Below are 12,541 nucleotides of genomic sequence, written 5' to 3'. Positions count from 1 at the left end.
GCATTAGACTCCCAGTTATGGTTCAGCTACAATAAATGTAGTGCTTGTGGTTATGTTGCCATGGTTCTTATCTCCAGAGCAATTGAGAGCGGCTGATGCGCAGGCAGTAGGATCATCTGTTACAACATAGTAAGTTCTGGTACCGCTAGTTGCAGTTTTACCATTTTGAAAAGAGCTAACGCATGTACCACTAGTTGTAGACGTACAGAATTGAGTGCTAAAAGCTGATTTTGCTTTAAAGGCAAGCGCTCCACCAACAATAGCAAGGATGGCGATGCCAGTGAGCATTAATTTTGCTTTTTTCATAATTAAAGTGCTTTTTTGCATCAAAAAGCTAAAGATAGATTAAATAAAACGCCTACTCTTTTTTAGTGGTTTTCGGCTTCCCCACTGATATTGAGCAGCTTGGTTAAAGTGGGCCCTTTCCTCTGCCAGCTACTCTGTATCTTGCAGGCATTCCTGATTAGGGTGTGCCCACAATATTTTTCAACTCCCTTTACTTCTGATCTTGAATAATATTGCGTATCACATTAATACTCACGTTCCCCATCAATACCTGCTTCAATTTTTTGGATTTGTAAATCGCTATATAAGGGACGCCGGGTGCCTTATAATAATTTCCTAAAAAGTCACTATAATCTTGACCAACAGTAATGTTAGAATACTTTTTCAATTGATAATGATTATAATAGTCCTTGATCAAATTATAAGGGAAACCAGACAGCAAATAAAAATTAATATTGCGTACAGATTGAATATCATTAATGATAGCTTCGGTTTGAGCTCTGCAGTAGGGACAATAAGGACTAAAAATGAATATAACTGCTGGTTTTCCATTATCTATATTACTGGTATTCACTTGGGTGCTATCCATAAGCAGGAAATTAAAAGAAGGAAGAGTTTTTCCTTCTAAACCGGTTACTACAGCTGGTTTGCGTTCGGAGCAACCCGTTAACCATACTAAGAGTAGCAGCAATACTATTTTTTTCATAGTGTTTGTGTTTAATACTATATTATCTGAATACTTGGTGTTTTATTCTGGTCATTACCATGATCCATTTTTTGATCAGCATTTCCCGCTCTGCTTTCTGATACAATGAATGATAGTAACAGGAAGAGTATTGTACATGTGAGTACCATTGGAAATAACTGGTAACGCAGTTCAATAGGCGCCGACAAAACACTGAATATCATATTGCTACCCCAAACGATAAGGGTCAAGAACAAGATTCGCCTGCTTTGAACCGAACACTTTTTGAAACCGCCTAGTCCTGTAAAGCCGATGAAACTTATGACGAAAATGAAGTTGCTCATCGCCAAAATGAGAGGGAAAGCTTTTGCTATTCTGATCTTTTTGTTTCCGAAATTGTTATATATTTTGTTATCCTTCCATCCAAACCATGTACTTGCTATTGGGGCGACCACGTCTTCTCCTCCATTGTAGTCCTCCATGAATCCAGCTGGTGGAACATAGTATTTGACAAAATTTGACCACACAAAATATTTCAAAAAGGTTCGGGGATGATGAAAAATGATGTATCGCCCGTAGCTGGCGTATAAGGGCGCCACAGCCGCCCAGCGGTTGAAGTAGGGCGTAAGGGTATCGTTTGGTCGGTGTTTTGCCAGATAAACTTTTAAAGGCGATTTTCCATCCCACAAATAATAGACCCCAATATCCAGGTCAGGTCGGAAAATAAAAAAAAGTTTATTAAGGGAATCCATATGGTGGTTAACGATTGAGTGGAGTGTTCTGAACTTTGGTGGTATTGATTCAGTTGCATCAGGTCTAGCGTGTGCATAGCCATATAATGCGTTCGCAGCTAACTGCCACCCGCCGAAGGCAGAATACTGCACAGTGCCTGTCATCTTGTAGTATTCATACTGCGTCCGCCCAATAAATCCTCCTAGTAACAAAGTGAGTGCTGTAATACCTACCCATTTTATCTTCTGCGACATATGGGCTAAAAGTATACATCCTATACTGATAAAGGGATAATAAATGGCATTATAACGAACCATAAATGCCAGTAGCAGTACAAGACTATGAGATAGTAGTAACCGAAGACTAGGTTTATATAAAATGAATAACAGCTGTGTAAACCAGCAAAGGCTCAATGCTGTAAATAAACCATCGCTGGAAATAAAGTTGCTAATATGGGTTAATAATGGATTTAGTATACTGATTCCCAACAGTATTCGAAATGTCCAAATCTTTGGAGCTGTCAGATAACGTACGGAAAATAAGAAATAAAGCAAGCTTACCTCTAATATAAGGTATTGACCTATCACCAAAACAAGATCCGAATTCGTAAAGCTACTAAACAGTCGTAAAAATTTTGAATAACCTATAGCCCAAAAATTAATAGTTTGGTTATGGTATGCTGCATCTAAGTAATAAAAGGAGTCCGGCGGCATAAAATTTGGCAAAGGATAAAAGGCTTTGAACACAATGAATTGTATCAAGATGGTGATGGCAGATATCCACAGTAATCTTTTGTTTTCTTGATCCATCCTAAGCCACTGCCAGAAAGAAAGATTCGATATAGGTTGTTCGAATAACATGATGACTAGTTGTTAGGTTCAGTTATGAAAGCCATTGTTCTTTTCTTATCATTATTTATTCTCTTTTCTATTGCGATCGCAATTGCGGCTAATAGAATGAACACAGTATTGAAAATGATATGTTGGTTCCAGGACAGCAATTCTATTACACCACCGCAACTACAAGGAATGTCTTTGTTGAAGGTCAGCATAGAAATGATATAACCTGTAAACAATATCATAATTATAAAGGATGCATAGAGCCCTTTTAGCCGCCATTTAGGAATAGCAAGCAAAATCACGATGGCGAATTCCATCCATGGAAGTGCCGCCGCTATCCAGCGTGACACGGGTGCTAGAATAGGAGAGGTGGCAATTTGCTCTTTGAAGACTGTATAGTCCATTAACTTGCTGATTCCTGTATATAGGAATAGTATTACAAAAAGTATCGTAATAGCCTCCGTAAATGTGTTTAATTTTGATGGCTTCATGTTGATAGAATTATACCTTCAGAAGATGTATATATACGTTCTGTTTGTGCACTTGCCAGCTTCCATATCCAATTCAATAATAATCCAGCGAAAACCGTTGAAAGCATAATGGGGAAGGACTGGAATCTCAAGGCGGCTGAGGAAGCGAAGATGGTAAATCCGGCATTCAGCAACCAAGTTGCTCCACTCAATAAGATAGCTTTTCTGAATAGCGTATTCTGACCAAAGCCCCCTAACAAAAAAAAGGATAACAAACCGAACAACATTATCACATTAATCACTCCTGACAAAATTGGATAGAAATCTAGTAACCGTGCTTTCGGGTCTTTTGTCCTTATGGTGAGCAGTGGCGTTTTATAGTGGAACCATTTCTGTGCAATAGAAGGAACACTGTTCTTTCCTGAATTATATTGTTCTAAGAACTCCACAGGAGGCGCGTAATATTTTTGTGAGTTTGGCCATAAAAAATATTGAATAAATTCTAACGGATAGCGTTTGATGATAAACATTCCGTAATCTTTGTACAATGGTCCCATAGAAGCCCATCTTTTTAGTTCTGGGGCCATAGTGTCTTTTCTAAAAAACCATTGTCTGTATTTATATGGAGGCATCCTTGGGTCCCACATGTACACTGTGCTGGCTATCATAGCCTCTTGCGGATATTTTGCAGTATCTCTTGTACTATCAAAGTATTGGGTAACAAATTTGTCGAGCTCTTTGAATTTCCCAGGGACCGGTTTTCGGTGCGCACTATCGACGTATCTATAAGCATACATGGCATTATTTGTAAGTTGCCAGCCCGAAAAGGGTGAGTATTGCCAACTACCGGTAAGAACTTTATATTGATTGCCCGTATGAAGTACGAATAAACCAATGACTATTATAGCCATACCGATACCTACTAATTTCATGCGAATAGAGAAAGAAGATAATGTAAAAGCAAGAGCGGCAATCGGGACATATATCATTGCATTATATCGAACGGTAAATGCGAAATACACAACAACAGTGTGCCATATTAATAACCTAAATGAGGGCCGGTGGGTAATCCACAATAGCAGTGCGAACCAGATAAGGCTTAAAGCAAGGAACAAAGCATCGCTTGATACGAGGTTTCCTATGTATAGAAACAGGGGATTTAGGACCATAAATGCTAACAAGATTATTTGTAGCGATCTGGTCGGTTTATAAAAATAAAATACTGTAAACAGAAGCAGTAACGAACTGGTTTGTATTAATAGGTACTGAAATGCAGATAATGCAAAATCCCAGGTCGTAAAAACACTCAAAAACCGAAGAAACATGGGATAACCGATCATGTACGTATTAATTCCCCAGTTATTACTGGCTGTTTGAATATAATTAAATGAATCTCCATGGATGAAGCTGACAAAGGGATAGAAATACTTGAAGATTGCAAATTGAATTACGATTGCTATCGCGGCGGCTTTCAAAGCTGTTCTATTCCTATGCTCGCCCCAAATAAATTCTCTAAATGAAACCTGATTGGCCGGTATAAAAATCTGTTCACTCATGTTGTAGTATTGACGAAGTTGATTGACAACTATTTATTTATTATACCTCGGGCCATATCTAGTGGTTTAGCCCTGAAGTTTTTAAGCTCTTACACGTCGTAAGTTTTCTTGATTTCTTTTATTACTATTTCATTATTAAACAAACCATATTTTATAATGCAGAAAATAGCTCTAAATCCATCCTTCCACCCAATCTTCTTCCCCTCCGCAAAAGTTCTCCCATAGTAAGAAATCCCTACCTCATATATTCGCACGCCTGGCACCATCGAGATCTTCGCCGTCACTTCCGGTTCAAACCCAAATCGCCGTTCCTTAAGATTTATCCTTTGAATGATATCTGTTCTGAACATTTTATAACCTGTCTCCATATCGGTTAAGTTCAGGTTGGTGAACATGTTCGATAGGAAAGTCAAAAACCGGTTGCCGATCGAATGCCAGAAGAACAGGATGCGGTGTGGATTGCCGCCCATAAATCGTGAGCCGTATACCACATCTGCCGAGCCCAGTACAATTGGTTTTAAAAGCGTATTGTATTCGCCCGGATCGTATTCAAGGTCGGCATCCTGAACCAACAGGTATTCGCCGGTTGCCTGGGCAATGCCCGTATGGATAGCCGCACCCTTTCCCTGGTTTATATCATGCTTTATATATTTGAAATAGTTGATCGAAAGGTCCTCGCGGTTAGCGATATAATTTTGTATTACAGGTTCAGTTTTGTCAGTTGAACAGTCGTTTACAATTATTACTTCCTTTTCAATATTTCGAATAAGCTTTACCTCATTGATGCGATCGAGTATAAGTGCAATTGTTTTTTCTTCATTATAAGCAGGAATAATGATAGATAGTCTATTTATTGTTGATGGCTGCTGGTTGGAGCTTATTGATTGTATATTATCGTTATCTATCTCCTGATTAACTACTTTCGGTAAAGGTGATGTTGTAGCGGCTATATTACCTTGTTTGATTGTGTTATCCATGAAAAAGGTTTAATAGTTAATGTTTAGATTCCCCGGCATCAAAGCCAGTGACAGATGGAGCGAGCATCCTCCGTTTAGCCGGAAACAATTATTTAAATAGCATTCAAATCCCTCGTTAATGTCGTTAAATTGTTGCACTAGCTTTTTACCGGGTTATAGTATTCCAATCAACCTTCTATTAAGAAGTTGTCAGATCATTCTTCATAAAAAATTAAGTGTAGGGTCAATAGATCAGCCGTCTCTGCCCCGGCTAAACAACCAGCGCGTACCGGCGAAACCTTATCCAGTTTGGATAAAAACTTACTGTACTACTATGCGTAGTATCTTATTTTATGCTGTATAAATAGCTGTTGAAAATTCTATTGTCTGTAAGTGAAGCTATGGTTCGTTTTTCGTTTTCTTCCGGAGCAATATGACCGGAGCATCATTCATTCTATATGCAAGGTACATCGCCTTATTGTTGATTTATGCCCGATTGTTGTCGAAAGATGCATGATTGTTGTCGAAAATTGATTCATTATTCCACGTAATACTATTATACATCGTTTGCCATTCTGTTGGTGTCATCTTGAATTGCTTCCTGAAGGCCGCAGCAAACGCGCTTTGTGTTCTGTACAAACACTTATAAGCTACCTGCTTTTTGGTCATTCCCTGTTCAAGAAAATTTTTGGATGCTGCTAATCGCTGCCGGATCTGGTATTCCTTAATACCTGCGCCATACAGGTCTTTAAATGCTTTTTCTACTGCATTGCGATTGGGCGCACTTAAATGATTGAGTAATTCAGCGGCTGTCTTGTAATGAAAGGGATTGGCGTCTATGTGCTGCTTTATACATTTAATAGCATCGAGCACATACATTGAATAAGGTTTTACATTTTTGAGCATGGCACAAATTTTATTTACTAATCTTGTTTCGGTCAGGCTAATGCCATTCGCTTAGTAAAGTGGTTGCTGTGTCATGCATTTCGCATGGATCGTATTTGTTTCATATCAAGCAAATTTAACCTGGCATTTCCTGTTGATCATTCATTCGGTATTCAAAGTGAACGCTTCAAATCAGCTTACTGCCAACGCCCCGGCTAAACAACAAGGGCTATGCAGTAAGTGCCTTAACCCTATTTATGGAATTGAAGAGTCCTTTGGAGGATACGGATCAATTGGTATATCTTTTCAAGCTTAGGTTTGGTGTTTGAAGGAATAGCAGCGAAGTAGTTTCTTCAGGCAAATTACATGCACCCATTTTTGAAATTTGTACCATTGTTTTACTTTTTTGTTCCTTCACATCAATTTAACATAGGGGGCGTTCTTTGTATTATTATCCTGATCCATTCGGTAGGCGTAAGGCCAAACTCTTTTTTGAACGCCGTGCAATAAGCACTTTGTGATCTGTAATAACACTTCGCCGCCACCCGCTTTACGGGCATCCCTTCCTGTAAATAATTCTTCGAAAATGCAAGCCGCTGCTTTACCTGGTACGCTTTTATTCGATACCCATAAAGCTCTTTAAATGCTTTCTCCAATATCTTCCGGTTAACAGGTGTAATAAGTTCCAATAACTCTTTGCACATCCGGTGTTTGAACGGATCCGTTTCTATTTGCTGCTTTACCAGCTCAACGGCTTGCAAAACATACAAGGTGTAATGGTTATGGTTTGTCATAACAAGAATAGGTTTATCAGTGCAGGGTGCGCTCTGTTAATTGAAATAGAATACTGACTGAAAAAATGCACTTTCAGTTTTTGGAACGATCTTAATGGATATTAATTAATTCAACCTTATATTGTCAAAAAGGTTTTAATTTCCGGTGCTTTGGCGGATAAGATAGTTATTCAAACCGGTAAGGTTCCCGAAAGTGTATTACACAGTCGGTATTTATATACTGCTACAAATTGGCCAGGGACTGGCTTTGGAGTTTTTAAGATAATTCAGGCGTAAGTTACTTTACCCAATTTTACATTTTAGCACGATCACTTCATGTTTTGCACTTTGGCACCGATTGAACACCTATTCTTTATTGTTATATTATAAACCGGTTTGTTTCAACCAACTCAGTGGCGCCATTCCATATTTATTCCGGAATGCGGTAGTAAAAGCACTGTGTGAGCGATAACGGCACTGCCTGGCCACCTGTCTGATGGGCATGCCTGCTTTCAATAGTAACATAGCTGATTCCATTTTTTGCGCGGTATAGTATTCTTTTATATGCGTACTATATAGCTCCCTGAATGCTTTCTGTAACAGGTTGCGGCTGATGCCGGCATATTGTGCCAGCTCATTGGTTGTTTTCTTTTCCAATGGATGTTCATCAATATAATCCTTTACCCTGGTAACGGTAGCTACAAGGTATGGCGTCAATCGTATGCCATTGCCCATAGAAAAAGTTTTATAGTGCTACAAAATCAGTTCGTATCAGCAGCTATAATAGTTGCCGGCATCGTCAAAATTTCATCAGCGTTGATGTGTAGGGAGTAAGGATCGATGTGATGGTATACGTCTCAATTATGGGCTCTTTACAAAATTAGACTCCCTTCCCAAGCCGGTAAAATATTTCTCTTCGTATTTTATAATAACTGTCAAATCAACTATATTGAACCGGTTTTTCATTGCTCACCAACCAAATACGATGCTATGCCAGGGGATTCTCTTCAAATTAACAGCAAAGCCGCTGTTCAAAATACCTACGATGCCATTGTTGTAGGTTCCGGAATAAGTGGTGGCTGGGCCGCCAAGGAACTCACCGAAAAAGGACTGAAAGTACTGATGCTCGAACGGGGCCGCAACGTGGAGCATATCAAAGACTATAAATCTGCCAATAGTAACCCGTGGGACCTCCCACACCGCGGCACCGCCACGCACAAACAGAAAACCGACAATCCCGTCATCTCCCGCGACTGGGCCGGCGGCACGGTGGCCTATGAACAGTTGATGGATTACTGGACCAATGAAAAGGATTGTCCGTACGTAGAGAAAAAACCTTTCACCTGGTGGCGCAGTTACCAGGTGGGCGGCCGCTCGCTCCTGTGGGGCCGGCAAAGCTACCGCTGGAGCGATTTTGATTTTGAAGCCAATGCCAAAGATGGATATGGGGTCGACTGGCCCATTCGCTACCGCGACCTGGCCCCCTGGTACGATCACGTTGAAAAATTCGCCGGTATCAGCGGTTCCAAAGAAGGCCTGCCGCAATTGCCCGACGGGCAATTCCTTCCGCCCATGGACCTCAACTGCGTGGAGAAAGACGTTGCCAGCCGCATTAAAGCTTATTATAAAGATCAACGGCATCTTTTCATTGGCCGCGTAGCCAATTTAACCGCGCCGGTGGAAGGCCGCACCCAATGCCAGTTCCGCAACCGGTGCTGGGAAGGTTGTCCGTTCGGTGGTTATTTCAGCACCCAGTCTTCTACACTGCCCGCCGCAAAGAAAACCGGCAACCTCACGGTTCGGCCATGGTCAATCGTTACCAAACTCATTTACGACAAAGACGCCAAAAGGGCCAAAGGGGTAGAAGTGCTGGACGCTGAAACCAACAAAACCTACGAGTATCATGCAAAGATCATTTTTGTGTGCGCCTCTGCGTTAAACTCTTCCTGGATACTCATGAACTCTGCCACCGACATATGGCCGGGTGGGCTTGGCAGCAGCAGCAATGAACTGGGCCATAACCTGATGGACCACCATTACATGCTGGGCGCCAAAGGACTGGTGGAAGGCTATGAAGATAAATATTACTACGGCCGCCGCGCCAATGGTTTTTATATCCCCCGTTTTGCCAACCTGTTCGGCGACAAACGCGACTTCCTGCGGGGCTACGGCTACCAGGGAAGCGCCAGCCGCGACAACTGGTCGCGCGAGGTGGCCGAACTGGGCGTGGGCGCCGAACTAAAGGCTGCGTTAACAGAGCCGGGCGCCTGGCACATAGGTGCAACAGGTTTTGGCGAAGTATTGCCTTATCACGATAATAAGATCTCACTCGATACATCGGTAAAAGATAAATGGGGCCTGCCCGTGCTGGCCATGGACGCCGAATTGAAAGAGAATGAATTCAAAATGCGTAAAGACATTGTGAAGGAACTGGTGGCCATGTTCGAAGCAGCCGGCGTAAAAGACATCAGTACCTGGGATAGTGACGGCTATGCCATTGGGCAGGGCATTCATGAAATGGGTACCGCCCGTATGGGCCGCGATCGCAAAACATCGGTACTGAATGCGCATAACCAGGTATGGGATGCGCCCAACGTTTTTGTTACCGATGGCGCCTGCATGGCTTCCTCCGCCTGCCAGAACCCATCGCTTACGTACATGGCGTTAACGGCCCGCGCTGCTGATTTTGCGGTTGGGGAATTGAAGAAGCAGAACCTGTAAAGCGTGAATGGGCAAAGGTCAATGGTCAATGGAGTTTTCGAAATTTTGATTTCTGCATTTAATTCGAAAATCTGGAAATCGCGAACGATTCACCATTGACCATTCACCATGGCCGATCTCCCCTTTAGGGGCTGGGGGCTTAAGGCTCCGGGGGGCCGAACTTCTTCTTCCACTCGGTGGGTGTCATGCCTGTTTCCTTTTTGAACAGGGAGGTGAAATGCGTTACATGGCTATAGCCGATATGATACGTAATATCGGTGACCGATAACTCAGTTGTCAATAATAACTCCTGGGCCTTCTGCAGGCGTAATTGCAAAATACAGGTATGAATACTGAAGCCGAATAACTCCCTGAACCCTTCTTTGAGCTTGGCTTCATTGATGCCCGTTTGCCGGGCTAGTTGCGGAATGGTGATATGCTTGTCGAAATTTTCGTCAAGGATCGTTCTGGCCTGCCGGATATACGCAATATCCTGTTTACTCAAGGACATAAAATAAGGTTTAAAAAAGCGATCGTCATTAGTTTTTTATAACGCACGGTCACTTACAAACGAAATTATGAAAAAGTACGGATAGTAAGCTCTTTACGATTGGTTTCGGAAGTAGTGGCGCCTGCCTTACAGCCACCGCGCCTGAGAAGAGGGGAGTATGTTCTAACGGTAACACTATATAATTTACGGCCATTTTTGCATATGTACATGATAGTTGGCAGAAAAGCGATTGAAAATTTCGCGCGGATACAGGAAAACATGTATGCCCGGCCAATGGGGCGTTTCGCCTGCCATGAACGACAACTGGTTTGCCAGGTTAATGTTGTACCTGTCTTTTTCATGCAATTCCCAAACAATTCGCTTCACCTGGGAATAGGAGAAAAAATGTTCGAGGCTGCTTAACAGCGCATACCGGCTGAAATAACGTGTGTTGATGGCTGTGGGTGATAATATTAACCTGATCGCATGATCGCCGTTGTCAAATACATGTGGCCCTTCTTCCAGTCCATCGCAATGTTTATCGCCGTCGCAGATCTCTATCAAAAATGCGGGCTGGTCATTTATCAATCCAATAAATGGCTGGGCAAAATCACATTGCAGCATGGTGCAAAAGGTTTCGCGCAAATGCTTTTCGGGCAGCTGTGCGCCTGATGCCTGCCGGCGGGTGAATTCCCTGCACAGCCATTTGCCTGCATAGGGCCAGTCGTGCAATGATAAGGGCCGCAAGGCTACGGTTACCTGTCCGTTAGCCAGCCTGCATTCAAATACGGGTGCGTATTTATTATGCGGTTCAAGCGGTGTTAATAATGGCATGGTTGTATTCATGGCAATGGTGCTCATTTACGTTCAGTACGTACTATTTGATGAAAAAGTTTCGCGCCCGGTTTTTATCAGGAACGAATGTAGGGTTCGATAAAGGAATTAACATCCCGGTAACCTGGTAAGGTGTTTGCCGGAATTGAAGTAGTTTGATCAGCAGACCGCCATTGCACGCGATTGGGGCAATATAACCATCCGGGACCGGTTTTGATTATGAAATCGGGAGAAAATATTTGTCCTTCGGCTCCGCTCAGGATAAAAAAGATAATGTACCCCATAAATCCTTAACAGGCAATTCTGAGCGTAGTCGAAGGAATTTTAATAACTTGTACACCTTATGTTTGCACAAAAACTGCACGTGTCATTCAGCTACAGGCATATTTTATTTATTATAATGGCCGGGTTATCGGCCTGTCACCAGGATAAGAGTGATGGCAATGTAACCGGTTTTACTTCCACTCCCCAGGAATTTGCGGTGAACGAAGCCTCCCTTAATGAAGTCTCGGGCATTGCCGACAGCAAGGCCAATCCTGGTTATTTATGGGTTGAGCAGGACAGTGGCAACCCGCCCGATATCGGTTTGTTAAAACACGATGGCACTTTCCTGAAAAATATTCACCTGGCAAATGTAGTGAACCGCGACTGGGAAGATATGGTGTTATCAAATGGGCCCCTGCAGGGCATTCAATACCTGTACATTGCTGAAACCGGCGATAACCTGCTGGTACATCCTGATTATGTCATTTACCGCCTGGAAGAACCATTGGCGGCTGCCGATACGGTTAAAAACATTGACGCCATTGCTTTTTATTACCCCGATGGCAGCCATAATACCGAAGCCATCCTGGTTGACCCCACCTCCAAGGATATTTACCTGATCACCAAAACCGATCTGAAGTCAAGGATCTTCAAATTGACCTACCCATATAGTACAACGGTTATGAACAGGGCCGAGGACGTGGGCGTGCTGCCGTATAACTATGTCACAAGCGCGGCCATTTCGCCGGCCGGCAACGGGATCGTGATAAAGACCTATGACGCTATTTATTATTATCCGCATAAATCGGGGGAAACCATGCTGCAGTCATTGAGCAACAAACCGGTTAACCTGCCATACACGCCCGAACCGCAGGGCGAAGCCATTGTGTTTGCCAATAACGATTCCGGCTTTTACACCCTGAGTGAAAAAGGACTGGCTTCTTCAGTGAAGTTGTATTTCTATAAAAGAATAAAATAAGATCTCGGGAAGAAGGGGCTTCTGTGGAATTGGGTTTTGAGGTAGGGAGTAAGAAGTAGGAAAATCTGAAAATTCGCGAGCTTCTTACTTCCT

Annotated in this window: 13 protein-coding genes; 2 read left to right on the top strand and 11 right to left on the bottom strand. The window is 42.4% G+C overall.

Features of this window, described 5'->3' with window-relative positions; genetic code table 11:
• Window positions 1-15: 15 nt before the first annotated feature.
• The 9 genes from A3860_RS08615 to A3860_RS08575 all read right to left on the bottom strand — a co-directional run bounded on the left by A3860_RS08615 (window position 16) and on the right by A3860_RS08575 (window position 7,916).
• The gene (locus A3860_RS08615; protein ID WP_081146145.1) at window positions 16-306 is read right to left on the bottom strand and encodes a hypothetical protein; all 291 of its coding nucleotides are present in this window, start codon (window positions 304-306) and stop codon (window positions 16-18) included.
• A gap of 190 nt (window positions 307-496) precedes the next feature.
• The gene (locus A3860_RS08610; RefSeq protein ID WP_081146144.1) at window positions 497-991 is read right to left on the bottom strand and encodes a TlpA family protein disulfide reductase; all 495 of its coding nucleotides are present in this window, start codon (window positions 989-991) and stop codon (window positions 497-499) included.
• 17 nt (window positions 992-1,008) lie between these two features.
• Window positions 1,009-2,562, bottom strand: coding sequence for a hypothetical protein (locus tag A3860_RS08605; RefSeq protein WP_081146143.1), 1,554 nt, complete (start codon window positions 2,560-2,562; stop codon window positions 1,009-1,011).
• Between the two features lie 5 nt (window positions 2,563-2,567).
• Window positions 2,568-3,032: a MauE/DoxX family redox-associated membrane protein gene (locus A3860_RS08600; protein WP_081146142.1), complete on the bottom strand. Its 465-nt coding sequence runs from the start codon at window positions 3,030-3,032 to the stop codon at window positions 2,568-2,570.
• On the bottom strand, window positions 3,029-4,567 hold the full coding sequence (locus A3860_RS08595; RefSeq protein ID WP_081146141.1) for a hypothetical protein: 1,539 nt from the start codon (window positions 4,565-4,567) through the stop codon (window positions 3,029-3,031). Before A3860_RS08595 ends, A3860_RS08600 begins: the two co-directional genes overlap by 4 nt.
• An 89-nt stretch (window positions 4,568-4,656) precedes the next feature.
• Entirely contained in the window at window positions 4,657-5,544 is an 888-nt protein-coding gene (locus A3860_RS08590) for a glycosyltransferase family 2 protein (RefSeq protein ID WP_081146140.1), read from the bottom strand.
• A gap of 465 nt (window positions 5,545-6,009) precedes the next feature.
• Window positions 6,010-6,429, bottom strand: coding sequence for a helix-turn-helix domain-containing protein (locus A3860_RS08585; protein ID WP_081146139.1), 420 nt, complete (start codon window positions 6,427-6,429; stop codon window positions 6,010-6,012).
• Between the two features lie 398 nt (window positions 6,430-6,827).
• Window positions 6,828-7,202, bottom strand: coding sequence for a helix-turn-helix transcriptional regulator (locus A3860_RS08580; RefSeq protein ID WP_081146138.1), 375 nt, complete (start codon window positions 7,200-7,202; stop codon window positions 6,828-6,830).
• A gap of 363 nt (window positions 7,203-7,565) precedes the next feature.
• Window positions 7,566-7,916 (bottom strand): helix-turn-helix transcriptional regulator, encoded by a 351-nt coding sequence (locus A3860_RS08575; protein ID WP_081146137.1) that lies wholly within the window; start codon window positions 7,914-7,916, stop codon window positions 7,566-7,568.
• A 255-nt stretch (window positions 7,917-8,171) separates the two neighbouring features.
• On the opposite strand from A3860_RS08575, the gene A3860_RS08570 reads away from it, so the two are divergent.
• Window positions 8,172-9,902 carry a GMC oxidoreductase gene (locus A3860_RS08570; protein ID WP_081146136.1) on the top strand — a complete coding sequence of 577 codons (1,731 nt, stop codon included), beginning with the start codon at window positions 8,172-8,174 and terminating at the stop codon, window positions 9,900-9,902.
• A 139-nt stretch (window positions 9,903-10,041) separates the two neighbouring features.
• Here the strand turns inward: A3860_RS08570 and A3860_RS08565 are convergent, their stop codons facing one another.
• A complete protein-coding gene (locus tag A3860_RS08565) occupies window positions 10,042-10,392 on the bottom strand; it encodes a helix-turn-helix transcriptional regulator (protein WP_081146135.1) in 351 nt (116 codons plus the stop codon).
• 183 nt (window positions 10,393-10,575) lie between these two features.
• Complete coding sequence (locus A3860_RS08560; protein ID WP_143774008.1) at window positions 10,576-11,217, bottom strand: acetyltransferase; 642 nt, start codon at window positions 11,215-11,217, stop codon at window positions 10,576-10,578.
• Between the two features lie 331 nt (window positions 11,218-11,548).
• On the opposite strand from A3860_RS08560, the gene A3860_RS08550 reads away from it, so the two are divergent.
• Window positions 11,549-12,448 (top strand): hypothetical protein, encoded by a 900-nt coding sequence (locus A3860_RS08550; protein ID WP_081146132.1) that lies wholly within the window; start codon window positions 11,549-11,551, stop codon window positions 12,446-12,448.
• The last annotated feature ends 93 nt before the right edge of the window (window positions 12,449-12,541 follow it).

The sequence above is a fragment of the Niastella vici genome, assembly GCF_002077945.1.
GTDB lineage: Bacteria > Bacteroidota > Bacteroidia > Chitinophagales > Chitinophagaceae > Niastella > Niastella vici.
Note: the sequence above shows the minus strand (reverse complement) of the source record. Positions and strands in the feature narration are given on the sequence as shown.